Below are 26,570 nucleotides of genomic sequence, written 5' to 3' on the forward strand. Positions count from 1 at the left end.
CGCCCGGCTTGCCTTGCAAACCCCCCGGGCCGCCGCTAGGGTGCGGCGCAATTCGGGGTCCGGTTGGGCCCTTTCAACAATGTCCGAATGGACCCGAACCCAAATGGGAGCTTTAATGTTCGTTTCGCCCGCCTATGCTCAGGATGCCGGTGCTGCCGCCGGTCTGGTGTCGATCCTGCCTTTCGTGCTGATCTTCGCCATCATGTATTTCCTGCTCATCCGCCCGCAGCAAAAGAAGCTGAAGCAACACAAGGCGATGGTCGAAGCGGTGCGCCGCGGCGATCAGGTGGTGACCGCAGGCGGCTTGATCGGCAAGGTCTACAAGGTCAAGGAAGACGGCGAGGTCGAGGTTGAGGTGGCCGAAGGCGTGCGCGTGCGCGTTCTGAAAACCACGCTGGCCAACGTCATCAGCAAGACCGAGCCTGGTGCGAAGGAATAAGCGCGGCATGTCAACAACTTGATGGGGGGCGGGCGCGCAAAGGGCACGCCGCCCCCTTGATGTTTCAACGATTGCGCGCGTTGCCGCGCACCGGCCCGGGGACCGACCCGGCGCTCTCTCGGACAAGGATGTTGGGTCACCATGCTGCAAATTCCAATGTGGAAACGTTTCCTGATCTGGGGGCTCTGCGTGCTGGGTGTGGCATTCGCCACGCCGAACCTGTTTTATGATCGGGTCGAACGGCACAACGACGCTGTCGGCCTGATCGAAACCGGAACCGCCACCCCGGAACTGGAGGCCGAGGCCGCGCTCTGGCCCGATTTTCTGCCCAACGCGCTGATCAATCTGGGCCTTGATCTGCGCGGCGGTGCACATCTGCTGGCCGAAGTGCGGGTGTCAGATGTCTATGCAGACCGGATCGACGGGCTGTGGCCATCCGTGCGCGACCTTCTGAGCGATGAACGCAGCGTTGTGGGCAACGTTCGGCGTATGCCCTCCGACGCGGGCGAGCTGCGGGTGCAGGTGTCCAACCCCGATGGCATGGCCCGCGCGCTTGAAGTCGTGCGGACGCTGGCCCAGCCGATGCAGACCCTGACCGGTGTGGGCGCCCGCGATCTGGACGTGACGCAGGACGGCGAAGACATCGTCGTCACCCTGTCCGAGGCCGAGCGGACCGCGACCGATGACCGCACCATGCGCCAGTCGCTGGAAATCATCCGCAACCGCGTCGATCAGGCGGGCACACGCGAACCCACGATCCAGCGGCAGGGCGAAGACCGCATCTTGATCCAGGTGCCCGGCATCGGATCGGCGGCGGAACTCAAGGCGCTGATCGGCACCACCGCGCGGCTGACCTTTCATCCTGTTGTCAGCCAGACCTCCGACCCCGATACGGCCCCCGGGCCGCGCAACATCATCGTGCCGTCGATGGAGCAAGCGGGCCTCTACTATATCTTGGAACAGACCCCGGTGGTCAGCGGCGATCAACTTGTGGACGCGCAACCCGCGTTCGACCAAAACAACCGCCCTGCTGTCAGCTTCCGCTTCAACCCCGCCGGGGGGCGTGCCTTCGGCCTCTACACGGCGGCCAACATCGGCTCGCCCTTTGCGATCGTGCTGGACAATGAAGTGATTTCCGCGCCCACCATCCAGTCGCATATCTCGGGCGGGTCGGGCATCATCACGGGCCGTTTCTCGGTCGAGGAAACCACCCAACTGGCCGTCTTGCTGCGCGCCGGTGCGCTGCCTGCGGAAATGGACTTTCTGGAAGAACGCACCATCGGGCCCGAACTGGGTCAGGACAGCATCGAGGCGGGGAAGATCGCCGCGATCATCGCCATGCTGGCCGTCGTGGTCTTCATGGTGCTTTCCTACGGTGTCTTCGGCATCATCGCAAACATCGCGCTGATGTTCAATCTGGCGCTGATCTTCGCGCTCTTGTCGTTGATCGGGGCCACGCTGACGCTGCCCGGGATCGCGGGGATCGTGCTGACCATCGGCATGGCGGTCGATGCGACCGTGCTGATCTTCGAGCGGATCAAAGAAGAATCGCTAACCGCCAAAGGCCCGGCGCGCGCCATCCAACTGGGCTATGAAAAGGCGATGTCGGCGATCCTGGATGCCAACATCACCACCTTCATCACCGCCGTCATTCTGTTTGCCATGGGTTCAGGCCCGGTGCGGGGCTTTGCGGTGACGCTGGGTCTGGGGATCATCACCTCGGTCTTCACAGCACTGTTTGTCACGCGGCTTATGGTCGTGCTCTATTACGAACGTGCCCGCCCCAAAACCCTTGTGATCTGAGGAAACACCATGCGCCTTAAACTTGTCCCTTCGGTCACTTCGGTTGATTTCTTCCGCTTCTGGCGCGTCACCTTTGGCGCGTCCGTCGTGGCGATGGTGCTTTCCATCGTGGTGTTTTTCGTCATGGGGCTGAACTTTGGCATCGACTTTCGCGGTGGTACCACCATCCGGACCGAGGCCGTTCAACCCGTCGACATCGGCGCGTACCGCGATGCGATGACGCCGCTGGGATTGGGGGATGTGGCGATCACCGAGGTGTTCGACCCGTCGTTCGGCCCCGATCGCAACGTGTCAATGATCCGCGTTCAGGCGCAAGATGGTGTGGAATCGGTGACGCCCGAAACCATAGATGCTGTTCGCTTGGCGCTGACCGAAATCGACCCCAGCCTGGTCTTTGCTTCGGTGGAATCCGTGGGGCCAAAGGTATCAGGGGAACTGGTACAATCGGCCGTGCTGGCCGTGGTGCTGGCGCTGGTCGCGGTGCTGTTCTACATTTGGCTGCGGTTTGAATGGCAGTTTTCCGTGGGCGCGGTGGCGGCATTGGTGCATGACATCGTGCTGACGGTGGGCGTCTTTTCGCTCTTTCAGATCCGCTTTGACCTTGCCATCATCGCAGCGTTGCTGACCATCGTGGGCTATTCGCTGAACGACACTGTCGTGGTCTTCGACAGGGTCCGCGAGAACCTTATCAAGTTCAAGAAACGTCCGCTGAAAGAGGTGCTGAACCTCTCGATCAATGAGACCTTGTCGCGCACCATGATGACGTCGGTTACCACGCTGGTCGCGCTTATCGCGCTGTTCATCCTGGGCGGCGATGTGATCCGCGGTTTTGTTTTTGCCATGATCTGGGGCGTGCTGGTCGGCACCTATTCGTCGGTCTATGTGGCATCGGCGGTGCTGCTGTTCATCGGCGCCAAACGCGATTGGTCAAAGAGCGACAGCGACACCGGCGGCACGCAATTTGCAACGGATGACAAGTGATGCAACTGACCGAAGTCCAGTTTCAGAACGCCCAACCCATTGATGGCTATGGCCCCGGGTTCTTCCGGGTCGGCGGGAAGGTCCATGCGGCCCCGCTGATGGTTGCGCCCGGCGTCGTGCAAAGCTGGGGCGGATATGATGACACCGCGACGCTGCTGGCACTGGCCGGTCAGGTGGATGTATTGTTCATCGGCACCGGCGGGCAGGTGGCGCATCTGCCGCAAGCCTTCCGCAGCACGCTGGAGGATGCGGGCCTTGGTGTCGAAAGCATGACAAGCGACGCGGCTGCGCGCAGCTATAACGTGCTCTTGTCCGAGGGGCGGCGCATCGCCGTGGCCCTGTTGCCGGTCACCTGAGACGTGGCGCACGCAGCCCAGCCTGTTGCGGATGCCCCCGGTCAGCCCTTGGCGCTGCATGTGAATGACCTGAGCGTTGCGCGCGGCGGGGTGGCCTTGCTGGAGGGGCTCAGCTTTTCCCTCACAGCGGGGTCGGCGTTGGTGCTGCGCGGGCCAAACGGGTCGGGCAAGACCACGCTGCTGCGCACCCTCGCGGGGTTGCAACCGGCGCTTGCGGGCAGCGTGTCGGTTCCGCCAGATGCCATTGCCTATGCCGCCCATGCCGACGGGTTGAAAACAACGCTGAGCGTGGCCGAGAATCTGCGTTTCTGGGCCGCGATCTACGGCACGGGTGCGGTTGCGCCCGCCATGACCGCGATGAACCTGACGGCGCTGGCGGACCGGCCCGCGCAGAACCTGTCGGCGGGGCAGAAGCGGCGGCTGGGGTTGGCGCGGTTGTTGGTCACCGGGCGCTGGCTGTGGATGCTGGATGAACCGACAGTGTCGCTGGATGCCGATTCAGTCGCGCTTTTTGGGAATGTGGTGCGTGCGCATTTGGGCCGCGGCGGCGCGGCGCTGATGGCCACGCATATCGACCTTGGCCTGCCGCAGGCTGCGGTGCTGGACCTTACGCCCTTCAAGGCGCGTCCCGGCACGGTAGGCGCGGACGGATTTGATGAGGCTTTCCTGTGATCGCGCTGCTGGCCCGCGACCTGACCCTGGCGATCCGTGCGGGCGGGGGCTTTGGGCTGGGGCTGGCGTTTTTCCTTATTCTGGCGGTACTTGTGCCGCTGGGTGTGGGACCAGAGGGGGAGATTCTGGCCCGTATCGCGCCGGGCATCTTGTGGGTCGGCGCGCTGCTGGCATGCCTTTTGTCGCTGGATCGGATCTTTGCCCTGGATTTTGAGGATGGCTCGCTGGACCTGCTGGCGACGGCGCCGATCCCGCTGGAAGGCGTCGTCAGTATCAAGGCGCTGGCGCATTGGCTGACCACCGGCCTGCCGCTGACACTGGCCGCACCCGTGTTGGGGGTGCTGTTCAGCCTGCCCGCAACGGGCTATCTGTGGCTGGTTGTCAGCCTGACGCTGGGCACTCCCGCGCTGTCGGTGATCGGCACCTTTGGTGCCGCGCTGACCGTGGGGTTGAAGCGCGGCGGGCTGCTGCTGTCACTCCTGGTGCTGCCGATGTACATCCCTACGCTGGTCTTCGGGGCTGAGGTGGTGGCGCGCGGCGCGGCTGGGCTGAGCGTCACGACACCCCTTGTTTTATTGGCCGGGATCACGTTTGGTGCTGCGGCCCTGCTGCCCTTTGCCTCGGCCATGGTGATCCGGATAAACCTTCGGTGATGGCCCGTTTCGTCACATTGAGCGCCCTTGCAAGAGAGGTTAGACATACGCCATGACATCGCTTTGGGAATATGCGAATCCGCGCAAGTTCATGGCAACAACCGGTTGGTTGCTGCCATTGATTTCCATGTTGGCGGCGGTTTGCGTGACGGTTGGACTGATCTGGGGGTTCTTTTTCACGCCCGATGACTTCCGGCAGGGATCGACGGTCAAGATCGTTTTCATCCATGTTCCCGCAGCGATGATGGCAATCAATGCCTGGGTGATGATGCTGATTGCGTCGCTTATCTGGCTGATCCGGCGGCACCATGTGTCGGCGCTGGCGGCCAAGGCAGCCGCGCCGGTGGGGGTGGTGATGACCCTTATCGCCTTGTTTACAGGGGCAATTTGGGGTCAGCCGATGTGGGGGACATGGTGGGCGTGGGACCCGCGGTTGACGTCCTTCCTGATCTTGTTCCTGTTCTATCTGGGCTATGTCGCGATGTGGGCGGCGATCGACGATCCCGACACCGGCGCGGACCTGACGGCGGTCTTGTGCCTTGTGGGATCGGTCTTTGCGGTGCTGTCGCGCTATGCGGCGATTTTCTGGAATCAGGGGTTGCATCAGGGGGCATCGCTGTCGGTCGCGCCGGGCGAGCGGATGGATATGACCTACAAATTACCCCTGTATGTCAGTATGCTAGGGTTTGGCCTGCTGTTTCTGGCATTGGTTTTGGCGGGCACACGGACCGAGATCCGGGCACGCAGAATGAAGGCGCTGATCGCGCGGGAGCGGATGGTATGATGCCGGATCTGGGGCGCTATGCCTTTGAAGTTACAATGGCTTACGCGGTTTCGCTGGCCTTGGTCGCGGCGCTGGTTGCGCTGATCTGGGCGCGGGCGGCACGGGTGCGCCGTCAGTTGGATGACATGGAGAACCGGATGAAAGTTGGCCCGAATGGCTAAGATCAAACCCCTCATGCTGCTGCCGCCCGTGCTGTTCGTGGGGCTTGCTGCGCTGTTCTACTTTGGCAACACGCGCGAGGATCGCAACACGCTGCCTTCGGCCCGCGAGGGGCAGGTGGCGCCTGCTGTGGTGCTGACGCAACTGGGTGATGATGCGCCGTTCAGCGATGCGACGCTGCGCGACGGCGAGGTCAAGCTATTGAATTATTGGGCAAGTTGGTGCGCGCCTTGCCGCGCTGAGCACCCGCTGCTGGAGGAGCTTCAGGCAGAGGGCATCCCGATTTACGGGGTCAATTACCGCGATGATCCGGGCCGCGCCATGGCGTTTCTGGATGAATTGGGCAATCCGTTCACCGCGATGGGCGCCGACGGCGCGGGGCGCATGGCGCTGGATTGGGGCCTTTATGGCGTGCCGGAAACCTATGTCATCGCGGGCGACGGCACCGTGATGCTGCGCTTTGCCGGACCGCTGACCGAGGCGGTGATGGAGAACCGCATCCGCCCCGCGATGGCCGAAGCCGCCGCGCGTTAAGATCGGGTTAAAATGCGCGTGCCATACGCCGCCTGCCGCGCGGCGCGGGAGCGTGTGAAAGCCGTTAATTTGTTGACGATGGGCCAAAAAAGCGCCGTCTGTAAACGGTATGGTTTCGGTATGGGTTTGATACATACGCGCGGTGCGCGAAATGCACGTTAACCATTTAGCGGCGCGGTGCTTTTTGGGCCCGTTACGCGGCGCCATGGGGCGGGGCCGCGACACGCGCGGCACGCAGGGCTTCGGCCGCATCGCGTACCACCCCCGCGATCTGTAGCAGCTGCGGTGCCAACGGGTTGGTGTTGCGCCAGATCATGCCAATGCGCCGCGCGGGTTCGGGCGGCGGGAAGCGCGCCAGCGCCACATTGGCTGAGCGTATTTCTACCGGCACCGCCATTTCGGGGATCAGTGTCACGCCGATGCCCGAGGCGACCATTTGCACCAGTGTGGTGAGTGAATTGCCGTCGAGGAATTCGCGCGGGCGGCTGGCGCCTGCATTGCAAAACGACAGCGCCTGATCGCGGAAGCAATGGCCTTCGTGCAGCAACAACAGGCGCAATTCGCGCAGGCCTTCGGCATCGGGGACGGGCAGGGCGGCATCACGGGCCGGGCGGACCAGCACGAAGGATTCGGAAAAAAGCGCGACCTCGGTGAACGAGGGTTCCGACACCGGCAGGGCGACGATGGCGGTATCGAGCCGCCCGTCGGTCAGGTCCTGAATGAGCCGGGGGGTGAGGGTCTCGCTCAGATGAAGCTCCAACCCCGGGTTGGTCTGCGCCAGATCGCCGATGAGCGCGGGCAAGAGGTAGGGCGCAACGGTGGGAATGACGCCGATGCGCAGGCGCCCGGCCAGTTGATCCTGCGCGGCGCGGGCCATATCGCCAAGTTCATCCACCGCGCGCAGGATGTCACGCGCGCGCGGGGCGAATTGCACACCAAAGGGCGACAGGCTGATCTGGCGCGCGGCTCGTTCGAAAAGCGGCGTGCCCAGCGTTTCCTCCAGTTCCTTGATCTGCATCGACAGCGCGGGTTGCGAGATCGCGCAGGTCTCGGCCGCGCGGCCGAAATGGCCCTGGCGGGCCAGCGCCTCGAAATATCGCAGGTGTTTCAGGGTCAGGTTCGCCATCAGGCAATCTTATCGTTCAGATCAGCAAATACAACTTAAACTAATCGGTATCCTGCGCTAGAATGATTCCATATTGTCAGGGATCGCCGTGCACCATGCACGCACCCTGCCCATGATTTCATGAATGAAGGAGCGCGTTATGGACGGTAATGATACCCCGAAGGGCAAATGCCCGGTGATACATGGCGGCGGTGGCCAGACCAATATGGGCATCCGGTCGAACCGCGACTGGTTCCCCAACCAGCTGAACCTGAAAATCCTGCATCAGAATGCACCGGCGGGCAACCCGCTGGGCGAAGATTTCGATTATGCTGCGGAGTTCAAGAAGCTGGATCTGGCCGCGCTGAAGCAAGACCTGTATGCGCTGATGACCGACAGCCAGGATTGGTGGCCCGCAGATTACGGCCATTACGGCGGCCTGATGATCCGCATGGCATGGCACAGCGCAGGCACCTACCGGGTCGGCGACGGGCGCGGGGGCGCGGGCAGCGGGTCGCAACGGTTTGCGCCGCTGAACAGCTGGCCCGATAATGCCAACCTCGACAAGGCGCGCCGCCTGCTGTGGCCGATCAAGCAAAAATACGGCAACCAGATTTCCTGGGCCGATCTGATTGTGCTGACGGGCAATTGCGCCATCGAATCCATGGGCGGCAAGACCTTTGGTTTCGGCGGCGGCCGCGTCGATGTCTGGGAGCCCGAGGAAGACATCTACTGGGGCTCGGAGACCGAGTGGCTGGACGATGCGCGCTACAGCGGCGACCGCGAGTTGGAAAACCCGCTGGCCGCCGTGCAGATGGGGCTGATCTATGTGAACCCCGAAGGCCCGAATGGCGAGCCTGACCCGCTGGGCTCTGCCCGCGACATCCGCGAAACCTTCGCGCGCATGGCGATGAACGACGAAGAAACCGTGGCGCTGACCGCCGGCGGCCACACCTTCGGCAAGACGCATGGCGCGGGCGACGCCGCCCATGTCGGCCCGCTGCCCGAGAATGCCGAGGTCGAGGAACAGGGCCTGGGCTGGATCAGCAGCTATGGCAGCGGCAAGGGCCGCGACGCGATCACCAGCGGGATTGAGGGCGCCTGGACGGCAAACCCGATCAAATGGGACATGGGCTATTTCGACGTGCTGCTGGGATACGAGTGGGAGCTGGTCAAAAGCCCCGCGGGTGCCTGGCAGTGGACGCCGAAGGACCTGGCCGAAAAGGACATGGCCCCCGATGCCGAAGACCCGTCGAAGAAAGTGCCGATCATCATGACCACCGCCGATATGGCGATGAAGATGGACCCGGCCTATGCGAAGATCTCGCGGCATTTCCACGAGAACCCCGAGGCCTTCGCCGATGCCTTCGCCCGCGCGTGGTACAAGCTGACGCACCGCGACATGGGGCCGGTGGCACGGTATCTGGGGTCCGAAGTGCCCAGCGAAGAGCTGATCTGGCAAGACCCGGTGCCTGCGGTGGATCACCCGCTGGTTGATGCCGCCGATGTGGCGGAACTGAAGGCGCATATCATCGCCACCGGGCTGTCGGTGCGCGACCTGGTGGGGACGGCCTGGGCTTCTGCCTCGACGTTCCGGGGATCGGACATGCGTGGCGGCGCCAATGGCGCGCGCATCCGGCTGGCGCCGCAAAAGGACTGGCCGGTAAATGATCCGGCGCAATTGGCGCAGGCGCTGAACGCGCTGGAAGGTGTGCAGACCGCGTTCAATGCCGCGCAGACCGGCGGCAAGAAGGTGTCGCTTGCCGATGTGATCGTGCTGGCGGGCAATGTCGGCGTGGAACTGGCGGCGAAGGCTGCCGGGCACGACGTGACCGCGCCCTTTACGCCCGGTCGGACCGATGCGACCGAGGCGCAGACCGATGTGGAAAGCTTCGCCTGGATGGAGCCCGGTGCCGATGGGTTCCGCAACTACCTGAAGACCGCCTACACGGTGTCGCCCGAGGAACTGCTGGTTGACCGCGCGCAACTGCTGACGCTGACCGCGCCCGAGATGACGGTGCTGGTGGGGGGCCTGCGGGTGCTCGACATCAACACCGGGGGCGCGCAGCACGGCGTGCTGACCGACCGGCCGGGCCAGCTGAGCACGGATTTCTTCGTGAACCTGCTGGACATGGCGACCGCATGGAAACCGGGCACCGAGGCCGGGATCTATGAGGGACGCGACCGGGCCACGGGTGCGGTGAAATGGACCGGCACGCGGGTTGACCTGGCGTTCGGGTCGAACTCGCAACTGCGCGCGCTGGCGGAAGTCTATGCGCAAGCGGATGCGGAAGCGAAGTTCCTGGCCGATTTCGTCGCCGCCTGGACCAAGGTGATGGAAGCGGACCGCTTCGACCTGGCGTGAACGCGCCGCACTGGCCGACATCTGGGGCCCACATCTGGGGGTCACGTCTGGGGGTCACGTCTGGGCCGATGTAATCTGAGAAACAGCGGCCCGGTGGGGAACACCGGGCCGTTTTTTTGTGCGGCATCTATCGGCCGGGGCGGCGGGGTTCCCGCGCCGCATCGCCAAGCACCAGCGCCCCGGCAAGATTGCGCAAGGCCGCGTAGGGATTGCCCGTCATGCCCGTCATGCCCGCCGCGACCCGGCGGCGCCGTTTGAGGAACGACGCATCAGGCGTGCCCGAAAAGCAGCCGATCACGGGTGAGGGCGCGGTGTCGCGCGTGCCGCAGCACTGAGCCTTCGCGCGAAGCAGCGATGCGGCAGCGCGGCATGTCAGAGTGGTATTGCGTGCATTGGACGACATTTTGGGGGAGGCGGATTGTTGCTAGGCGGACGGAGCGCCATTTCGCTGCGCAACGCATGAAGGTCCGTTTCCCACGGCCATACTTAGTGGAACTGTTTTGATCGGTTGACTCCTCGGATGGAAGCTTCCTTTGTTGTTCTCACTCAGCAAGGGGACGATGCGATGGAACTTCAGGCATTCTTGATCTTCGCGACGACACAGGCCGTCGTGATCGCGTCGCCCGGTCCGTCCGCGATTCTCGTGGCGTCGCAAGGCGCGACGAACGGCTTGCGCAGGACGGTTTTCCAGATGTTCGGGATGATGCTCGCAACGGCGATCTACTTCGTTATGTCGGCGACGGGCCTGGCCGCTCTCATCCTCACGTCCAACCTTATCTTCCAAATCATCAAGTGGGTTGGCGTCGCCTACCTTATTTATCTCGGCTTAACCGCTTTGCTCAGCCGCGCGGGCGGGCTCTCGGTCGCGCGGACGGGCAAGGTGAGGTCCCGGAAGGCTCTCTTTTCGCAAGGCTTTGTCGTGGAGTTTGCCAATCCCAAGGTGCTTCTCTTCTTCGCGGCCATCCTGCCGCAGTTCCTCAACACCGCCGCGCCGATTGCGCCGCAGATGATCATCATGGGGCTGACGGGGGCTGCGATGCAGTTTGTGATCTACTCGGCCTATGCGAAGCTGGGGGACACGCTTGCCAATGGCGGCCTCCGTGCCTGGATCGTCGGTATGATCAACAGAACGGCAGGGGCAGCTCTTATCTTCGCGGGCATCAAGATGGCGAGCGTCACCGCCGAACGATAGGGTGCGCCCATTCGGGAAGTCTGAATGAAACGGTTCGACCGCAGCGCAATCCGCCAAAGCCGCCGTCCATGCTAACCGCAGCATCACATGCTCTGGGCTCGAAACTGACCTTTGCTGCGGGAGCGCAGGCCTTACCGTCGGCGCGCGCCCCTCACACGCTTTCGCGCGGTCATCCGGATCGCTGCCAGACCGCCCCTATTTCGGCAAGATCCGGGCGGGCTGGACAGAGCGGGGCATGCTGTCGGGCAGGTTGATGCGCGCCACTTGTTCGGCGATGGGGTGCACGGACAATGGGTGCGTGGCGGCGGAATAGCTTTCGGGGTTGCCGATGGATTGCCATTGCCCCTTGAAATACACTTCCAGCCCCGAGAACCGCGATTTGTAGTGCATCTTTGGACTGCCCGGCACCCAATAGCCCAGGTAGACATAGGGCAGCCCGGCGGCACGGGCCATTTCGATATGGTCGAGGATGATATAGGTGCCGAGGCTGTCTGCCGCGCGCTCGGGCTCGTAGAACGAATAGACCATGCTCAGCCCGTCGTCGAGCACATCGGTCAGGCACACGGCGGTCAGGTGGCGGCGCGCGCGCGTGGTCCGGCCCCGCCCGTCATCCGGCGCACCGGGGCGGGTGTATTCCACCACGCGCGAGCGCACGGGCGTTTCCTCGATCATCGCGGCGAATTCGAAGATGTCCATATCGGCCATGCCACCATCGGCGTGGCGGGTGTCGAGATAGCGGCGGAAGAGGTCGAACTGGTCTTCGGTGGCCCAGGGGCTGGTCGCCTCACGCTCCAGATCGGCGTTGCGGCGCGCCACCTTGCGCTGGGTTTTCGAGGGCGCGAAATCCGCGACCCGGATGCGCGCGGAAAGGCACGCGGCGCAATCGGCGCAGGACGGGCGGTAGAGCACGTTTTGCGAGCGGCGGAAGCCCTGTTTGGACAGCGAATCGTTCAGCGCGCCAGCCTCTCCGCCGGTGAGGGCGGTGAACAGCTTACGCTCCATCCGCCCCTCCAGGTAGGGGCAGGGCTGGGGGGCCGTCACATAGAATTGCGGCGCAACAGGAAGGGTATGGCGCATGAGAAAAGATCGCGTTTGCTAAAAAAGGGGGAGATGTACATGAACTGTGAGCTTGATCTGGCGGCAGGTTAGCAAGGCTTTTGCCATTCGCCAAGGGTCAAGCGCGTCTTGTGGTTCCCACCCGGTTTGATGCCCGCGCCGCGTGCACTGCGCGCTGCCTCAGTCCGGGGCGGCGCGGTTGAGCACCGCCGTGCCGAGGATCTGGTCATGCAGCCCGCGTTTTTGCGGCGACAGCAGCATCATCGCCACCGACACGATCTGAAGCACGATCACCGACAGCGCGAAAGAATAAAGCGCGCTATGGGCGAAGGCCAGCATCGCATCCGGGCGGCTGCCGTCCAGCCGGCGCAGTTTCAGCGCGGTCAGCAGCATGCCCGGTGTCGCGCCATAGAGGCTGATCGTCACCGTGCGATAGGCCAGCCCGACCGCGATGTACAAAAGCGGCAGGAAGAAAATACCGATGAACAGCGTCAGCACGATGGGAATCAGCGTCAGCACGATGGTGGCCAGGCTGTCGATGAGCCATGCAATAAGCCGCTTGGCGGGCACATCGGCGTAGAATTCGGGTTGAAACTCGGGGTCGGGAAGGGTCATTGCGTGAAATCCGCCAGTGTTGCGCCTGTCAGCGACATAAGCACGCGGGGGTCGCATGAAAAGATGTGACGTGGTGTGCCTGCCGCTGCCCAGACCGTCGGGAAGGCCAAAAGGCGCGGATCGGCCCAGACGGGCAGGGCGCTGAGGTGGCCGATGGGTGCCACGCCGCCGATGGCAAAGCCCGTGATCCGGCGCACGGCAGTCGCATCGGCCCGGCCCAGCGTCTGGCCTGCAAGGGCGGTGGCGCGGGCGGCGCTGACCTGATTGCCGCCCGCCGTCAGGAAGAGGAACAGGCTGTCGCTGTTTTCCCCGGCAAAGAGGATGGATTTTACGATCTGATCGAGGGCGCAGCCAGCGGCCCCGGCGGCCTCTGGGGCGGTGCGGGCCGCGCCGACCTCCATGATCGTGTCGGGCAGGGCGGCGGCATGCAGGGCGGCGCGGACGCGCGACAGGCTTTTGCTCATGCGGGGTTTTTCCGGTTGTTTGCGGGTGTTGGTGGTGGGGACCAGTCTTCGGCGATCTGACACGGGATTCCCAGCCCTTTTCGGGGTGTGGCGGATGCCGGGCCCGCGGTGCGTGCGCATTTGATGCGCGCGTCGGGGCCGCGATGCGCGGCATTGCGCCGGGAATATCTGCGCGGTCAGCGCAGCGCCGCTGCGTGCCAGATCGCCCATGTGGCAGGCGGCCCCGTTGACCCCGCCCGCCCGCGCGCGCATGGTGTGGGGCATGACACACGCCCCAGTTCCCGCGCAAGAGTCGAGACCTTTCAAAGCCCGGCTGACCCGTGCGCCGCTTGCCTATGACGCGGGGGCGGGGGCGGATGGCGTGGCATTGTTTGCGGACGCCGCGCCGGAGGTGGCCGAGGTCCTGCGCGGTGCCGCCGGGTGCAGCCCCTATCTGAAACACCTGATGGCGCGCGAGCAGGCGTGGCTGGCAGGCGCGCTGGACGGCGCCCCCGAGGCGGCATTGTCGGATGCCCTTGGCGCACTGGATGGTGTCGCGCTGCCCGATCTGGGCAGCGCGCTGCGGCAGGCGAAGCGGCGGGTCGCGGTGCTGGCCGCGCTGGCCGATCTGGGCGGGGTATGGGCGCTGGAAGATGTCACCGGCGCGCTTACCGCGCTGGCCGACCGCGCGGTGAACGACACCCTTGCCGCGCTGGTGGGCGATGAAATCCGGCGCGGCAAGCTGCCGGGCATGGGCCCCGACGATGCCGCCACCGGCGCGGGCATGTTCGTGCTGGCCATGGGCAAGATGGGCGCGCATGAACTGAACTATTCCTCGGATATCGACCTGATCTGCCTGTTCGATGAGACGCGCTATGATGCGGACAGTTTTCACGATGCCCGCGCCGCCTTCGTGCGCGTGACGCGCAAGATGATGTCGCTGATCGCGGACATCACGTCGGAGGGCTATGTGTTCCGCAACGACATGCGGCTGCGCCCCGATCCCAGCGTCACGCCTGTGTGCCTGTCGACCGACGCCGCCGAGCGGTATTACGAAAGCATCGGCCGGACGTGGGAGCGCGCGGCCTTCATCAAGGCGCGGCCCTGTGGCGGGGACATCGCGGCGGGGTGGAAGTTCCTGCGCACCCTGACGCCGTTTGTCTGGCGCAAGCATCTGGATTTCGCCGCCATTCAAGATGCGCATGACATGCGGCTGCGCATCCGGGCGCACAAGGGGTATGGCGGCAAGCTGGTGCTGGACGGGCACAACATGAAGCTGGGACAGGGTGGCATCCGCGAGATCGAATTTTTCACCCAGACCCGGCAGCTGATCGCGGGCGGGCGCGACCCGGACCTGCGCGCGCGCGATACCGTCGGCGGGCTGCGCGCGCTGGCCGCGAAGGGCTGGTTGCCGGGCGATGTGGCACGCGATCTGGAGGGGCATTACACCTGTCATCGCGAGGTAGAGCACCGTTTGCAGATGGTGCAAGACGCCCAGACGCAATTGTTGCCCAACAGCCCCGACGGCTTTGACCGGCTGGCGCGGTTCATGGGGCAGGGCGATACCGACGCGTGGCAGCGCGATCTGAAGGCGCGCCTGACCCATGTGGCCGAGTTGACCGAGGGCTTCTTTGCCCCATCCGAGACCTGCGCGCGCCCGGCGCTGTCGGACAAGGCAGAGACGCTTGTGGCGGGGTGGCGGTCCTATCCGGCCCTGCGTTCGGACCGGGCGCGCGAGGTGTTCGCGCGGGTAGAACCCGAATTGTTGAGCCGGATGCAGCGTGCGGCCAACCCTGATGAGGCGTTGGGCCAGTTTGACCGCTTCCTGTCGGGGCTGCCTGCGGGGGTGCAGGTGTTCTCGCTCTTCGAGGCGAACCCGCAACTGATTGATCTGGTGGTGGATATTTGCGCCACGGCGCCCCGGTTGTCGGCCTATCTGTCGCGCAATGCGGGCGTGTTCGATGCGGTGATCGGCGGTGATTTCTTCGCTCCATGGCCGGATCGCGCGGCGCTGACGGCGGATCTGACCGCGCGGCTGTCGGGCATCACGGATTATGAGCGGCAGTTGGACGCCGCGCGCGTCTGGGCGCGCGAATGGCATTTCCGCGTCGGCGTGCACCATCTGCGCGGGCTGATCGACCCGTTCGAGGCCGGGCATCATTATGCCACGCTGGCCGATGCGGTGCTGGCGGGGCTGTGGCCCTGCGTGGTCGATGCCTTTGCCGCCAAGCACGGCGCGCCGCCGGGACGCGGCGCGGTGGTGCTGGGCATGGGCAGTCTGGGCGCGGGGCGGCTGAATGCGGCATCCGATCTGGACCTGATCGTGATTTATGATGCGGATGGGGTAGAGGCATCGGATGGCCGCCGCCCGCTGGATGCCCGGCCCTATTACGCGCGCCTGACGCAGGCCTTTGTCACGGCGCTGACCGCCGCCACGGCCGAGGGGCGGCTATATGAGGTCGACATGCGGCTGCGGCCTTCGGGGCGGCAGGGGCCGGTCGCAACCTCGCTTCAGGCATTCGAGAGCTATCAGCGCGATGAGGCCTGGACATGGGAGCATCTGGCGTTGAGCCGCGCGCGCGCGGTGGCGGGCAACGCGCGGCTGGGGGCCGAGGTCGAGGATTTTCGCGTCGCGCTGCTGGCAGAGAAAGGACAGGGTGCCGATGTGCGCGCCGACACCGCCGCAATGCGCGCGCGGCTGGCATCGGCAAAGCCGGGCGCGGGGCAATGGGATGTGAAGGACGGCGCAGGACGGCTGCAAGATATCGAGCTGACTGCCCAGCTCTGCGCGCTGATCGCCGGGTCGCCCGCCCGCCGGGTCGAGGCGCAGTTGCGCGCCGGTGCGCGCGCCGGGGTGATTGACGCGGGTGCCGAGGGCGATCTGGTGGGCGCCTACCGGCTGTGCTGGCGGCTGCAATGCGCCGGACGCTTGCTGACCGATCACTTGTCGCGGATGGATGACCTTGGCGCGGGCGGGCAAAGCCTTATCTTGCGCGAGACCGGGTTTGAATCGCTTGATGCGCTGTCGGCGGCTTTGGCGGCCAGTGCCGCGACTGCGGCGGCGCGGGTCGATGCGGTCATGAATGATACGCGCGGCCGATTGGACGTTGAAGAAAAGGAACATACGCCGTGAATGACGCACCTGACGGGCAAAGGCCCGCCGACCCCGCCAGCGCCGACCCAAAGGGGCTGATCCGCGAAAGTTATGCCATCGACGCGATCAGCGCGGCGCAATGCCGGTCGATCCTGGTCGACTGGGCGCTGAGCCTGCCCGAGGGGGTGACGCAATCGGCGGGGTTGCAGCAGATGCTGGCGGTCTATGGCGACGCGCATCCGGACCATCCGATGACCGCGCTGCTGCGCGAAGGGCTGCATGCCCCGCTGACATCGCCCGGGCGGCGCGGCGGGCGCGCGGGGCGCTTCAGCGCCTGACAGGGCTTTGACTGCGCTGCCCCATAAGGCCGCGACCATGGTGCGGGATTGACCCCATTGTGACCCCCGCACCGCCCGTCAGGGCTTGCACCGCGCGGCGGTTCAGGGCAAAGCCGGATCTCAGGCGCGAAGATATGAGAAGGACAGGCAAATGGCGGACAAGCACCCACAGCCGCGCAAGGTTCCGGTAGCGAAAGTTGTAGGAAAACCCGTCCCGGCGGGCCTGAAGCTGGGGCTGGAACTGGGGCCGGTGCTGGCGTTCTTTGTCGCCTATATCTGGCTGCGCGACCGGACTTTCATGATCGGCGGCACGGAATACGAGGCCTTCATCCTGATTACCGCCGCTTTCGTGCCCGTGATGGTCATCTGTTCGGGTATCTTGTGGAAGCTTTCGGGCCACCTGAGCCGGATGCAGGTGGTCACGCTGGTGCTGGTTGTGGTGTTCGGCGGGCTGACAGTCTGGCTGAACGACGACCGTTTCTTCAAGATGAAACCCACGATCATCTATGCGCTGTTTGCCGGCGTGCTGGGCGTGGGGCTGTTGCGCGGGCAAAGCTGGCTGCAATATGTGATGGACGGCATGATGCCGCTGCAACACGCAGGTTGGATGTTGCTGACCAAGCGCCTTGCAATGTTCTTTGCCGTGCTGGCCGTCGCGAATGAAGTGATATGGCGCACGATGTCCACCGACGCCTGGGTGAATTTCAAGACCTTCGTGCTGCCGCTGGCGTTGTTTGGCTTCTTCATTCTGCAATCGAAACTGTTCGAGCGCTATAGCAGCGCGCCGAAGGACGAGACGTAAGCGCCACCTTGCTGGGTCTGACGGGATGTGGGGCGCTGGTTGCCCGCGCGCCCTGTTGTGTGCGCGTCCCTCTCAGATTGCTGCGTCGAAGCCCTCCAGCACGCCCACAGCATTCACCCCGATCTCGGCCACGGCATAACCGCCCTCCATCACGAACAGCGTGGGCAGGCCAAGCGCGGCAATGCGCGCGCCGATCTGCGGGAAATGCGCCGATGTCAGGCGGAACTGGCTGATCGGGTCGCCGATGAAGGTATCGGTCCCAAGCGAGATGACCAGCGCCGTGGGGCCGAAATCTGCCACTGCGGTGCACGCGCTGTCCAGCGCGGCGTGCCATGCGGGCCATTCGGTGCCCAGCGGCAGCGGCAGGTTGAGGTTGGCCCCCACGCCGTCGCCCGCGCCGCGTTCATCCGCATGGCCCAGGAAATACGGGAATTCGTGGCGCGGGTCGGCATGGATATTGACCACCAGCACATCGCGCTGGTCGTAGAAGATTTCTTGCGTGCCGTTGCCGTGATGGTAATCCACATCCAGCACCGCGACCCGTGCATGGCCCGCATCGCGCAGCGCCTGCGCGGCCACCGCGGCATTGTTGATGAAGCAATACCCCCCTGCAAAGGCACGGCCCGCATGGTGCCCGGGCGGACGGCAGAGCGCGAAGGCCGCGCGGTCGCGGGCCAGCAGCGCGGCCCCGGTCAGCGCCACGTCATGGCTGGATTTCACCGCATCCCATGTCCCTGCGACAAAGGGCGCGCCGCCGTCAAAGCTGTAATGACCCAAAAGCCCCTCGATGTCGGCGGGCGGCACATCGGACCGCAGCCCGGGGCGCGGCCAGATGAAGGGCAGGGCGGGGCCTGTGTTGCCGCGCGCGAGCCACTGGTCATAGGCGGTTTCCAGGAAGGACAGATAGGCGGCGTCATGCACCTTGCGCGCAATGTCGAGGCTGTGGGTTTCCGGCGGCAGTACCGGCCCCAGCGCGACCTCGGCCAGCCGGGCGCGAATGAACTCGGCGCGTTCGGGTTTCTCGAACGCGGGCACGATGGCGCCCGAGACAAGCTCATACTGGCCGGACTGGCCGTGGTGGCGGGGGGAATATACGCTTTTCATGGGGCGGAAGCTATGCGGGTGCGGGGGCCGGATCAAGGGGATTCAGGCGGGGCTTTGAACGCCCGGAACGGGCGTGCCCCGACCCTTTCAAACCTTGCCGCCGAAGATCAGCGTCAGATGCGCAGCATTGGTTCGGGCAGTTGGGGCGACAGCGGCGCTTTTTGCCGTATCAACGATCAAATCTGCGGGGATGAATGTGCGGTCATGGGCCCCCGTGCCTGCCATGGGCGCCGGGCGCACCAGTTGCGGGCGTGGGGTTGCGGGCTGCGCATTCAACGCGGCGCGCGGGGCCTCTGACGGCACTGACGCCAGCCCGGTGGGGGTATCCGCCGGGCGATGCGTGCCGCCTGCGACGATGCGGGTCGAGGCGAGGCCGAGTTTGCGCGGGAAAGCCCCCGGCGTCCCGTTCACGCCGATCACGCCAAGGATCTGGGTGACCGCGCCATCGGCGGCGCGCAGCGGCATCAGCGCCATGACGGCGGTCAGCCGGGGCTGGCCGGGCAGCGGCTCTGACTGAAGCGGCAACAAGACGCGCGCGCCGGAGGCGACCTGCGCGAAGGCGTCGCGCAGCTCCTGCCGGGCCGGTTGGGCAAACAGCGCGCAAAGCGCCATGCCGCGCGGGTCCAGCCCCATCAGATCGCTGATCCCCGCACCCACGATGCGCAACCGCGCCACCCGGGGCGTGGTCAGCGCGGCGATGAACACCTGCCCCAGATGCGCGCCGATTTCCTTCGGATCGACGGCAGCACGCGCGGGGATCCCGCCCTCGGCGCCCAGGCGCAGGCGGCCCCAATAGGCCATGACATCGCCAATCACCGGGGGGACCTGCACGCCCGCCGAGGGCAGGGTGATGAGGTTGGAGGGCGCGCTGGCAGGGCCCGGAACCCGGCCCGACAGGGCCTCAGGCGCGCCATCCGCAACGGCTGTCACGCGGCGGGCGTCCGGCAGGCCCTGCCCGCCACGGACTTCGCCCGGACGTGACTTTTGCGCCGCATCGGACCGGCTGTCGATTGGAAACACTGTATCTGCCATCGGAGTCACCCATCAGGTTGCCCACGCCCATCGTGATGCCAAGGCCTGCCCCCAATGAGGACGCTTGTGGCGGGATCGCGGATGCGGCGTTAAGGTCTGTTCAGTTATCTTACCCAAATATGAATATAGCCGCATTTGAGATCTTTTTGGACCAAATTGTAATCAAATGGTTAAGGACCCGCGTGGCGCAGCCTGTGGCGGTTGCGGCCGCCATCCCCCGTCGCGGGCTTGACCTTGCGGGCGCAATCGGGGATGCCCGGCAAAGTCTTGCCCCAACCCCCGGAGTTTCCCCGATGCAGCGACGCGGCCTGTTGATCATCCTGTCTTCCCCCTCTGGCGCGGGAAAATCGACGCTGGCGCAGCGGTTGCGGGCCTGGGACGATACGCTTGGCTTCTCGGTCTCTGCCACGACACGCGCGCCGCGCGCGGGCGAGGTCGACGGGCGCGAATATCACTTCGTCAGCCGCGCCGAATTCGAAAAGATGGTGGCGGCGGGAGAGATGCTGGAACATGCCGAGGTCTTTGGGAACCTCTACGGCTCACCCATCGGGCCGATCCGGGCGGCGGTGGATGGCGGGCGCGACACGCTGTTCGACATCGACTGGCAAGGCGGCCAGCAGGTCCGGAATTCGACCCTCGGGCGCGATGTGGTGTCGGTTTTCGTGCTGCCGCCGTCCATCGCCGCACTGGAATCGCGGCTGCGGGGCAGGGGGCAGGACAGTGACGTGGTGATCGGCGACCGTATGGCGAAATCGCGCGATGAGATCAGCCATTGGGCGGAATATGATTACGTGCTGGTCAATGACGATCTGGACACGACCGAGGCGGCGCTGCGTGGTATCATCTGTGCCGAACGGTTGCGGCGCGAACGTGTGCCGGGGCTGAACGAATTCGTGCGCGGGTTGAACCATGAGTTCGACGGCCGCGCCTGATGGATGGGTGGAGGTGACGATGATCTATACGCTTGATGGGCAGACGCCCGAATTTCCCGAGGATGGCGATTACTGGATCGCACCCGATGCCAACCTGATCGGCCGGGTTGTGATCCACAGTGGTGCATCGGTCTGGTTCGGCGCGACGCTGCGCGGCGATAACGAGGCGATCACCGTGGGCCCGGGCAGCAATGTGCAGGAACTGGGCGTGCTGCACACCGACATGGGCTATCCGCTGGATATCGGGCGCGACTGTACCATCGGCCATCGCGCGATCTTGCACGGCTGCACGATCGGCGACGAGACGCTGATCGGCATGGGCGCCGTGGTGCTGAACGGCGCGCGCATCGGGCGCAACTGCCTGATCGGCGCTGGCGCGTTGATTACCGAGGGCAAGGAAATCCCTGATGGCGCGCTGGTCATGGGATCGCCGGGCCGTGTGGTGCGCGCGCTGGACGCAACGGCGATTGACGGGTTACGGGCCTCGGCGCGCGGGTATCAGGAGAACATGCGCCGCTTCCGCCTGGGCCTGCGGGCGCCGGAATAAGGGTTTCGGGGTGTTTGCGGTGCATTTTCACCGGAAACCGCCTTCAGTGGTCAGCACTTATTTAACATAATACTGATTATGGGTATTTGGGATGTGAGAATGCAGCGGCTGTGCCCGGCTTGCACAAACCCCTTCGCATATATTACATATTCAATACTTGAAATGTGTTTGCGCCCCGGTTAGATGCAGGTCAGTTGCGGCTGTGCCCCCATGACGCCCGTGCTGGCGGCATGAAACTGCGACAGATCACACAGTTACAGCGTTTCGTTCATAAGACGGAAACCTGTGGCGCATCATATGGGAGACGCGCGATGGACGCGGCGCACCGAAATTCTGAACCGAGGGCCTGTCATGCTTGAGCGGATCTTTCCCGCCCTGACCTGGGCGCGCGGCTATTCCCGGGACATGCTGGGCGGCGACCTGATCGCGGCGATGGTGGTCACGATCATGCTGATCCCGCAAGGCATGGCCTATGCGATGCTGGCGGGCCTGCCGCCCGAGGCCGGGTTATACGGCGCCATCGTGCCGCTGCTGATCTATGCTGCGCTGGGCACCTCGCGCACGTTGGCGGTCGGCCCGGTCGCGGTGGTGGCGCTGATGACAGCGGCGGCGGCAGGTACGGTTGCTGCGGCGGGCACGCCGGGGTTTCATGTCGCAGCGCTGGCAATTGCGATGATGTCGGGCGCGATCATGCTGGCGCTGGGGTTGTTGCGCCTGGGGTTCCTGGCGAATTTCCTCAGCCATCCGGTGATTTCGGGCTTCATCACGGCGGCGGGCATCCTGATTGCGGCCAGCCAGTTGCGGCATATGCTGGGCAATGCGACATCGGGCAAGACCCTGCAGGAGCTTGTGCCGTCGTTCCTGGCCAATCTGGGGCAGATCAACCGGATCACGCTGGCGCTGTCGCTGGTGGTGGTCGCGTTCTTGTTCTGGGCGCGCACGGGGTTGGCCCCCCTGCTGCGCCGGTTTGGCCTTAATCCAAAGCTGGCGCTGCTGTTGTCACGCACAGCGTTGCTGGTGGCGGTGGTCGTATCCACGGCGTCGGTCTGGGCCTTCGGGCTGGACGCGCGCGGTGTGCGGATCGTGGGTGAGATTCCGCGCGGGTTGCCGCAATTCGGCTGGCCTGCGCTCAGCTTTGATCTGGCACAGGCGCTGTTGATACCTGCGCTGATGATCGCCGTTGTGGGCTATGTGGAATCGCTGTCCATCGGCCAGACGCTGGCTGCGAAACGCCGCGAAAGCCTGGACCCCAACCGCGAGCTGATCGCGCTGGGCGCGGCCAACCTGGGCGCGGGGCTGAGTCAGGCGATGCCGGTCACCGGCGGGTTGTCGCGGTCCATCGTCAATTTCGATGCAGGCGCGCAGACGCCTGCAGCGGGCGCGTTCACAGCCCTGATGATCGGGGCGGCGCTGATGTTCCTGACGCCGGCGCTGTATTATCTGCCCAATGCGACGCTGGCCGCGATCATCATTGTCGCTGTCATGTCGCTGCTGGACTTCCGCGCCCTGCCCCGGGTCTGGGCGATCTCGAAGGCTGATGGCGCGGCGATGGCGGCGACGATGCTGGCTACGCTGTTCATCGGGGTGGAACAGGGGTTGCTGGCCGGTGTCGGGCTGTCGCTGGCGCTGCATCTCTACCGTACCTCGCGCCCGCATATCGCGATTGTCGGGCAGGTGCCGGGGACCGAGCATTTCCGCAACGTGGCGCGGCACCGCGTGGTGACCGACCCCGCCGTGCTGAGCCTGAGGGTGGATGAAAGCCTGTATTTCCCCAATGCGCGCCTGTTGTCCGACCGCATTCTGGCCGAGGTGGCGGGCAACCGCGCGCTGACGCATGTGGTGTTGCTGTGCCCGGCGGTGAACTCGGTCGACGCGTCGGCGCTGGAAAGCCTGGAGGCCGTGAACCTGCGGCTGCGCGACGCGGGCGTGACCTTCCATCTGGCCGAGGTGAAGGGGCCGGTAATGGACAGCCTGAAACGCTCGCATTTCCTGGAGGATCTGAGCGGGCAGGTGTTCTTGACACAATACGACGCGATGCAGACCCTGTCGCCCGTGCTGACCCGCGACACCCGCGCCGCGCCGCGCTGCGAGACAGCGCTGTAACGGCGTGCGTTGAACGACGGACATGCCCGGGCGGATCAGGAAAGGCCGCGCTTTTCCCCCCCGTGGCAAGAAGGCGTGTCGGGTTGACCTGCGCTTCGACGTGAGATCTCTGGCCGGGGCACCGACCGGCGGCCTTGCTGTCCCTGAGCGCGCGCGCGCCGAATGTCCCGCCCATGAACGCGGCGCTTGCAGCGGGGCGTTGGTTGCGGCATCACCAAGGGCGATACGAGGTCACAGGACGCGACGCCATGCCCAGCACACTCACCCCGCTGAACCCCGCCGTTGCGCAGACTTTTGCGCCGCCGGTGATGCAGGCGCGCCGCTGGCTGGACGGGGTGAGCTTTCCGCCCGACCGCCCGCTGCTGAACCTGTCGCAGGCCGCCCCGGTCGATCCGCCGCCCCTGCCCCTGCGGCAAGCCATAGCGGATGCGGTGCTGAACACCCCCCAGACGCATCTTTATGGCCCGGTGCTGGGCATGCCTGCGCTGCGCGCGGCGCTGGCTGCGCGCACGACGCAGATCTATGGCGGCAGCGTGCGCGCCGATCAGGTTGCCATCACCTCGGGGTGCAATCAGGCGTTTGCCGCTGTCATCGCCACGCTGGCAGGTGCGGGGGATGAGGTGATCGTGCCGGTGCCGTGGTACTTCAATCACAAGATGTGGCTGGAGATGTCGGGCATCCGCGCGGTTCCGCTGTCCACGCTGCCCCCGAATCCGGCGCAGGGCCTGATCCCCGACCCCGAACATGCCGCCACGCTGATCACCCCGCGCACCCGGGCGATCGCGCTGGTCAGCCCCAACAACCCGGCCGGCGTCGAATATCCCGCGCCGCTGCTGGCGGCGTTCCGCGATCTGGCACGGCGGCACGGGCTGGCGCTGATCGTGGATGAGACCTACCGCGATTTCCACAGCCAGGAAGGCGCGCCGCATGCGCTGTTCACCGACCCGGCATGGGACGATACGCTCATCCACCTTTATTCCTTCTCCAAGGCGTACCGGCTGACCGGGCATCGGGTCGGCGCGATCGTTGCAAGCCCCGCGCGGCTTTCCGAGGTGGAGAAATTCCTTGATACCGTCACGATCTGTCCGACCGGGCTGGGCCAGACGGCAGCGCTTTGGGGGCTGACGCATCTGGATGAATGGCTGGCGGGCGAGCGGCTGGAAATCTTGCGCCGCCGCGTCGCGATTGCCGCGGGCTTTGAAACGCTGCCGGGGTGGCGGCTGCTGGGATCGGGGGCGTATTTCGCCTATGTGGAACACCCGTTCGACGCGCCCTCGGCCGAGGTGGCGCAATGGCTGGTGCGGGCGGCGCAGGTGCTGGTGCTGCCGGGGTCGATGTTCATGCCGCAAGACGGCAGTACCGACACCGGGGCACGCCACCTGCGGGTGGCCTTCGCCAATGCCGATACAGCCGGTATCGCGAAACTGATTGAAAGGCTGTCAGAACTGCAGCCCTGACCGCTTGCCCCGCTGCGCGGATATCCGTAAACACGGGGGAAATGCGGGGCCAGTGCGGCGCCAACACATGGCCAGCGCGGGGAAGACGGGTCTTGCGGCCGACGCCCCGGACAGAGGCCAGATACAGGGAAGTGACGAACACCATGGCGGAAAAGAAAAACAACACGGCGCGCAACCTTGGCGGCGGGCTGCTGCTGGGCCTTCTGGCGGTCAGCCTTGTCGGGTTTGGCGTTGACGGTCTGGGCGGCACGGTACGGTCCATCGGGCAGGCGGGCGACCGCGAAATCTCGACCGATGATTATTTCCGCGCCCTGCAACAGGAATTGCGGGTGCTGACGCAACAATTGGGCCGGCCCGTGACGCTGGACCAGGCGATCACCTTCGGTGTCGATCAACAAGTGCGCGCGCAACTGGTCACCGCCGCTGTGCTGGACCATGAGACGCAGCGGCTGGGTATCTCGGTCGGGGATGACGTGGTGCAGCGCGAACTGCTGGCCGTGCCCAACTTTCGCGGCGTTGACGGCAATTTCGACCGCGAAACCTATCGCTTCACCTTGCAAAACGCCAACCTGAGCGCCGTGGAATTCGAGGAACAGCTGCGGCTGGACGCGGCGCGGGGCATCCTTCAGGCCGCCGTCGTGGGCGGCGTGACGGCACCCGACGCGCAGGTCGATCTGCTGGCGCAATATGTCGGCGAGCAACGTGCCTTCAGCGTGCTGACCCTGACGCGCAGCGATCTGGATGAGGCCCTGCCCGCCCCCACCGATGCGCAGATCGAGGCATTCTATGAAGAAAACCTGGACCGCTACACCCTGCCCGCCGCCAAGCGCATTGATTATGCCTGGCTGACGCCCGCGATGCTGCTGGACGAGGTGACGGTGGATGAGGACATGCTGCGCTCCGCCTATGACAGCCGTCTGGATGAATTCGTGCAGCCTGAACGCCGGCTGGTCGAACGGCTGGTTTTCCCCGACCAAGCGGCCGCGCAGGCCGCGATGGACCGGCTGACTGCGGACGAGGTCAGCTTTGAGGACCTGGTGGCCGAGCGCGATCTGACGCTGGAAGACGCCGACATGGGCGATGTGGCCATCGGCCAGTTGGGCGAGGCCGGGCCGTCGGTCTTCGCCATGGACACGCCGGGCGTGACCGGGCCGCATGCCTCGCCGCTGGGGCCTGCGATCTTTCGCATGAACGCGATTCTGGCCGCGCAGGAAGTCCCGTTCGAGGAAGCGATCCCCGAACTGCGCGACGAACTGGCGCTGGACCGCGCACGGCGCGAGATTTCCGACACGCTGGACCAGTATGAGGACCTGCTGGCCGGGGGCGCCACGATCGCGCAATTGACCGAGGAAACCCGGATGCAAGGCGGCCAGATCGACTGGCGCGCGGGCGACAGCGAGGGCATCGCGGGCTATGCGGAATTCCGCGCCGCCGCAGAGGCACTGGCCGTTGGCGATTTCGCGGAAATCGGCGTGCTGGCGGATGGCGGGATCTTTGCGCTGTCGATGGTCGAAGAAATCCCCGAAGCGCCACGCCCGCTGGCCGATGTGCAGGTGCGCGTGATCGAGGATTGGGAAGTCGCCGAAACCCGCACCCGGCTGCTGGCCCAGGCCGACACGCTGCGCGCGGCCTTGGAATCGGGCGACAGCTTCGAGGATCTGTCGCTGGCACCGGAACGGTTCGAGGGGATCACCCGCGATGCGTCGGTCCCCGATCTGCCGCGCGCGCTGATTACCGAGGTCTTCGCCATGCCCGAAGGTGCCGTGACGCGCCTGCCCGGCGACGCTGGCCGCGTGCATGTGGTCGCGCTGCATGACATCAGCGCGCCCGATGCGGGGTCCGACGATATCGTGGCGCTGCGCGACACGCTGGACACACAGATCGCACAAGGGGTGGCGCAAGATGTGTTCACCTATTTCGCCCGCGCGCTGGAGGTCGAGGCGGGCGTGACCCTGAACCAAAGCGCGATCCAGGCGGTGCACAACAACTTCTGATGCGCTGCGG

The 26,570-nt window shown here is 65.2% G+C and carries 26 protein-coding genes; 19 read left to right on the plus strand and 7 right to left on the minus strand.

Annotated elements, in window-relative coordinates; translation table 11 throughout:
* Positions 1-115 precede the first annotated feature (115 nt).
* The 9 genes from yajC to H9529_RS03130 all read left to right on the plus strand — a co-directional run bounded on the left by yajC (position 116) and on the right by H9529_RS03130 (position 6,381).
* A complete protein-coding gene (yajC, locus tag H9529_RS03090) occupies positions 116-439 on the plus strand; it encodes a preprotein translocase subunit YajC (protein ID WP_092891228.1) in 324 nt (107 codons plus the stop codon).
* A 141-nt stretch (positions 440-580) separates the two neighbouring features.
* Positions 581-2,242, plus strand: a complete 1,662-nt coding sequence (gene secD / locus H9529_RS03095) for a protein translocase subunit SecD (protein WP_190305686.1) — start codon at positions 581-583, stop codon at positions 2,240-2,242.
* Positions 2,243-2,251: 9 nt separating this feature from the next.
* Positions 2,252-3,223 carry a protein translocase subunit SecF gene (secF, locus tag H9529_RS03100; RefSeq protein ID WP_190305687.1) on the plus strand — a complete coding sequence of 324 codons (972 nt, stop codon included), beginning with the start codon at positions 2,252-2,254 and terminating at the stop codon, positions 3,221-3,223.
* Complete coding sequence (locus H9529_RS03105) at positions 3,223-3,579, plus strand: Mth938-like domain-containing protein (protein WP_092891226.1); 357 nt, start codon at positions 3,223-3,225, stop codon at positions 3,577-3,579. Before secF ends, H9529_RS03105 begins: the two co-directional genes overlap by 1 nt.
* A gap of 48 nt (positions 3,580-3,627) precedes the next feature.
* Positions 3,628-4,251: a heme ABC exporter ATP-binding protein CcmA gene (gene ccmA, locus H9529_RS03110; protein ID WP_092891436.1), complete on the plus strand. Its 624-nt coding sequence runs from the start codon at positions 3,628-3,630 to the stop codon at positions 4,249-4,251.
* A complete protein-coding gene (gene ccmB / locus H9529_RS03115) occupies positions 4,248-4,904 on the plus strand; it encodes a heme exporter protein CcmB (RefSeq protein WP_092891224.1) in 657 nt (218 codons plus the stop codon). Before ccmA ends, ccmB begins: the two co-directional genes overlap by 4 nt.
* A gap of 52 nt (positions 4,905-4,956) precedes the next feature.
* Positions 4,957-5,688, plus strand: coding sequence for a heme ABC transporter permease CcmC (gene ccmC / locus H9529_RS03120; RefSeq protein WP_092891222.1), 732 nt, complete (start codon positions 4,957-4,959; stop codon positions 5,686-5,688).
* The gene (gene ccmD / locus H9529_RS03125) at positions 5,685-5,849 is read left to right on the plus strand and encodes a heme exporter protein CcmD (protein ID WP_092891220.1); all 165 of its coding nucleotides are present in this window, start codon (positions 5,685-5,687) and stop codon (positions 5,847-5,849) included. Before ccmC ends, ccmD begins: the two co-directional genes overlap by 4 nt.
* Positions 5,842-6,381 (plus strand): DsbE family thiol:disulfide interchange protein, encoded by a 540-nt coding sequence (locus H9529_RS03130; protein ID WP_092891218.1) that lies wholly within the window; start codon positions 5,842-5,844, stop codon positions 6,379-6,381. Before ccmD ends, H9529_RS03130 begins: the two co-directional genes overlap by 8 nt.
* A 193-nt stretch (positions 6,382-6,574) precedes the next feature.
* Here H9529_RS03130 and H9529_RS03135 read toward each other — a convergent pair whose 3' ends face one another.
* A complete protein-coding gene (locus tag H9529_RS03135; protein WP_092891216.1) occupies positions 6,575-7,507 on the minus strand; it encodes a LysR substrate-binding domain-containing protein in 933 nt (310 codons plus the stop codon).
* A gap of 139 nt (positions 7,508-7,646) precedes the next feature.
* Here H9529_RS03135 and katG point away from each other — a divergent pair, with 139 nt between their 5' ends.
* A complete protein-coding gene (gene katG / locus H9529_RS03140) occupies positions 7,647-9,851 on the plus strand; it encodes a catalase/peroxidase HPI (protein WP_092891214.1) in 2,205 nt (734 codons plus the stop codon).
* Between the two features lie 127 nt (positions 9,852-9,978).
* Here katG and H9529_RS03145 read toward each other — a convergent pair whose 3' ends face one another.
* Positions 9,979-10,254: a hypothetical protein gene (locus H9529_RS03145; RefSeq protein ID WP_092891212.1), complete on the minus strand. Its 276-nt coding sequence runs from the start codon at positions 10,252-10,254 to the stop codon at positions 9,979-9,981.
* A 162-nt stretch (positions 10,255-10,416) separates the two neighbouring features.
* Here H9529_RS03145 and H9529_RS03150 point away from each other — a divergent pair, with 162 nt between their 5' ends.
* On the plus strand, positions 10,417-11,043 hold the full coding sequence (locus H9529_RS03150) for a LysE family translocator (RefSeq protein ID WP_092891434.1): 627 nt from the start codon (positions 10,417-10,419) through the stop codon (positions 11,041-11,043).
* Positions 11,044-11,238: 195 nt separating this feature from the next.
* Here the strand turns inward: H9529_RS03150 and H9529_RS03155 are convergent, their stop codons facing one another.
* The 3 genes from H9529_RS03155 to H9529_RS03165 form a co-directional block, all read right to left on the minus strand.
* A complete protein-coding gene (locus H9529_RS03155) occupies positions 11,239-12,120 on the minus strand; it encodes an arginyltransferase (protein ID WP_092891210.1) in 882 nt (293 codons plus the stop codon).
* A gap of 159 nt (positions 12,121-12,279) precedes the next feature.
* Positions 12,280-12,714 carry an RDD family protein gene (locus tag H9529_RS03160; protein WP_092891208.1) on the minus strand — a complete coding sequence of 145 codons (435 nt, stop codon included), beginning with the start codon at positions 12,712-12,714 and terminating at the stop codon, positions 12,280-12,282.
* Entirely contained in the window at positions 12,711-13,178 is a 468-nt protein-coding gene (locus H9529_RS03165) for a YbaK/EbsC family protein (protein ID WP_092891432.1), read from the minus strand. Before H9529_RS03165 ends, H9529_RS03160 begins: the two co-directional genes overlap by 4 nt.
* A gap of 262 nt (positions 13,179-13,440) precedes the next feature.
* Between H9529_RS03165 and H9529_RS03170 the strand changes: the two genes are divergently transcribed.
* From H9529_RS03170 to H9529_RS03180, 3 genes are all read left to right on the plus strand, one after another.
* Positions 13,441-16,290 (plus strand): [protein-PII] uridylyltransferase family protein, encoded by a 2,850-nt coding sequence (locus H9529_RS03170; protein WP_092891430.1) that lies wholly within the window; start codon positions 13,441-13,443, stop codon positions 16,288-16,290.
* Positions 16,287-16,589 carry a hypothetical protein gene (locus H9529_RS03175; RefSeq protein WP_092891206.1) on the plus strand — a complete coding sequence of 101 codons (303 nt, stop codon included), beginning with the start codon at positions 16,287-16,289 and terminating at the stop codon, positions 16,587-16,589. The genes H9529_RS03170 and H9529_RS03175 overlap by 4 nt, the downstream gene beginning before the upstream one ends.
* Before the next feature lie 151 nt (positions 16,590-16,740).
* Positions 16,741-17,391 carry an inner membrane-spanning protein YciB gene (locus H9529_RS03180; protein WP_092891204.1) on the plus strand — a complete coding sequence of 217 codons (651 nt, stop codon included), beginning with the start codon at positions 16,741-16,743 and terminating at the stop codon, positions 17,389-17,391.
* Positions 17,392-17,463: 72 nt separating this feature from the next.
* On the opposite strand, the gene H9529_RS03185 is transcribed toward H9529_RS03180, so the two are convergent.
* Positions 17,464-18,495: a histone deacetylase family protein gene (locus tag H9529_RS03185; protein ID WP_092891202.1), complete on the minus strand. Its 1,032-nt coding sequence runs from the start codon at positions 18,493-18,495 to the stop codon at positions 17,464-17,466.
* A gap of 87 nt (positions 18,496-18,582) precedes the next feature.
* Positions 18,583-19,527, minus strand: a complete 945-nt coding sequence (locus H9529_RS03190) for a PAS domain-containing protein (protein ID WP_092891200.1) — start codon at positions 19,525-19,527, stop codon at positions 18,583-18,585.
* A gap of 293 nt (positions 19,528-19,820) precedes the next feature.
* Between H9529_RS03190 and gmk the strand changes: the two genes are divergently transcribed.
* The 5 genes from gmk to H9529_RS03215 all read left to right on the plus strand — a co-directional run bounded on the left by gmk (position 19,821) and on the right by H9529_RS03215 (position 26,560).
* On the plus strand, positions 19,821-20,459 hold the full coding sequence (gene gmk / locus H9529_RS03195) for a guanylate kinase (RefSeq protein WP_092891428.1): 639 nt from the start codon (positions 19,821-19,823) through the stop codon (positions 20,457-20,459).
* Positions 20,460-20,478: 19 nt separating this feature from the next.
* On the plus strand, positions 20,479-21,006 hold the full coding sequence (locus H9529_RS03200; protein ID WP_092891426.1) for a gamma carbonic anhydrase family protein: 528 nt from the start codon (positions 20,479-20,481) through the stop codon (positions 21,004-21,006).
* Positions 21,007-21,357: 351 nt separating this feature from the next.
* On the plus strand, positions 21,358-23,109 hold the full coding sequence (locus tag H9529_RS03205; protein WP_092891424.1) for a SulP family inorganic anion transporter: 1,752 nt from the start codon (positions 21,358-21,360) through the stop codon (positions 23,107-23,109).
* Positions 23,110-23,357: 248 nt separating this feature from the next.
* Complete coding sequence (locus H9529_RS03210) at positions 23,358-24,566, plus strand: aminotransferase (RefSeq protein WP_092891198.1); 1,209 nt, start codon at positions 23,358-23,360, stop codon at positions 24,564-24,566.
* 143 nt (positions 24,567-24,709) lie between these two features.
* Positions 24,710-26,560, plus strand: a complete 1,851-nt coding sequence (locus tag H9529_RS03215) for a peptidyl-prolyl cis-trans isomerase (protein ID WP_176847210.1) — start codon at positions 24,710-24,712, stop codon at positions 26,558-26,560.
* The last annotated feature ends 10 nt before the right edge of the window (positions 26,561-26,570 follow it).

The sequence above is a fragment of the Roseicitreum antarcticum genome (genome assembly GCF_014681765.1).
Taxonomy (GTDB): Bacteria; Pseudomonadota; Alphaproteobacteria; order Rhodobacterales; family Rhodobacteraceae; genus Roseicitreum; species Roseicitreum antarcticum.

What these genes read in the sequence shown, in the direction of transcription:
- katG (WP_092891214.1), top strand. Translation starts at nt 7,647, where the DNA reads ATGGACGGTAATGATACCCCGAAGGGCAAATGCCCGGTGATACATGGC.
- H9529_RS03160 (WP_092891208.1), bottom strand. Translation starts at nt 12,714, where the DNA reads ATGACCCTTCCCGACCCCGAGTTTCAACCCGAATTCTACGCCGATGTG.
- secF (WP_190305687.1), top strand. Translation starts at nt 2,252, where the DNA reads ATGCGCCTTAAACTTGTCCCTTCGGTCACTTCGGTTGATTTCTTCCGC.
- H9529_RS03185 (WP_092891202.1), bottom strand. Translation starts at nt 18,495, where the DNA reads ATGAAAAGCGTATATTCCCCCCGCCACCACGGCCAGTCCGGCCAGTAT.
- ccmC (WP_092891222.1), top strand. Translation starts at nt 4,957, where the DNA reads ATGACATCGCTTTGGGAATATGCGAATCCGCGCAAGTTCATGGCAACA.
- H9529_RS03200 (WP_092891426.1), top strand. Translation starts at nt 20,479, where the DNA reads ATGATCTATACGCTTGATGGGCAGACGCCCGAATTTCCCGAGGATGGC.
- H9529_RS03165 (WP_092891432.1), bottom strand. Translation starts at nt 13,178, where the DNA reads ATGAGCAAAAGCCTGTCGCGCGTCCGCGCCGCCCTGCATGCCGCCGCC.
- H9529_RS03105 (WP_092891226.1), top strand. Translation starts at nt 3,223, where the DNA reads ATGCAACTGACCGAAGTCCAGTTTCAGAACGCCCAACCCATTGATGGC.
- H9529_RS03135 (WP_092891216.1), bottom strand. Translation starts at nt 7,507, where the DNA reads ATGGCGAACCTGACCCTGAAACACCTGCGATATTTCGAGGCGCTGGCC.
- ccmD (WP_092891220.1), top strand. Translation starts at nt 5,685, where the DNA reads ATGATGCCGGATCTGGGGCGCTATGCCTTTGAAGTTACAATGGCTTAC.
- H9529_RS03155 (WP_092891210.1), bottom strand. Translation starts at nt 12,120, where the DNA reads ATGCGCCATACCCTTCCTGTTGCGCCGCAATTCTATGTGACGGCCCCC.
- H9529_RS03130 (WP_092891218.1), top strand. Translation starts at nt 5,842, where the DNA reads ATGGCTAAGATCAAACCCCTCATGCTGCTGCCGCCCGTGCTGTTCGTG.
- H9529_RS03205 (WP_092891424.1), top strand. Translation starts at nt 21,358, where the DNA reads ATGCTTGAGCGGATCTTTCCCGCCCTGACCTGGGCGCGCGGCTATTCC.
- secD (WP_190305686.1), top strand. Translation starts at nt 581, where the DNA reads ATGCTGCAAATTCCAATGTGGAAACGTTTCCTGATCTGGGGGCTCTGC.
- H9529_RS03150 (WP_092891434.1), top strand. Translation starts at nt 10,417, where the DNA reads ATGGAACTTCAGGCATTCTTGATCTTCGCGACGACACAGGCCGTCGTG.
- gmk (WP_092891428.1), top strand. Translation starts at nt 19,821, where the DNA reads ATGCAGCGACGCGGCCTGTTGATCATCCTGTCTTCCCCCTCTGGCGCG.
- H9529_RS03215 (WP_176847210.1), top strand. Translation starts at nt 24,710, where the DNA reads ATGGCGGAAAAGAAAAACAACACGGCGCGCAACCTTGGCGGCGGGCTG.
- H9529_RS03145 (WP_092891212.1), bottom strand. Translation starts at nt 10,254, where the DNA reads ATGTCGTCCAATGCACGCAATACCACTCTGACATGCCGCGCTGCCGCA.
- H9529_RS03180 (WP_092891204.1), top strand. Translation starts at nt 16,741, where the DNA reads ATGGCGGACAAGCACCCACAGCCGCGCAAGGTTCCGGTAGCGAAAGTT.
- H9529_RS03170 (WP_092891430.1), top strand. Translation starts at nt 13,441, where the DNA reads ATGACACACGCCCCAGTTCCCGCGCAAGAGTCGAGACCTTTCAAAGCC.
- H9529_RS03190 (WP_092891200.1), bottom strand. Translation starts at nt 19,527, where the DNA reads ATGGCAGATACAGTGTTTCCAATCGACAGCCGGTCCGATGCGGCGCAA.
- H9529_RS03210 (WP_092891198.1), top strand. Translation starts at nt 23,358, where the DNA reads ATGCCCAGCACACTCACCCCGCTGAACCCCGCCGTTGCGCAGACTTTT.
- yajC (WP_092891228.1), top strand. Translation starts at nt 116, where the DNA reads ATGTTCGTTTCGCCCGCCTATGCTCAGGATGCCGGTGCTGCCGCCGGT.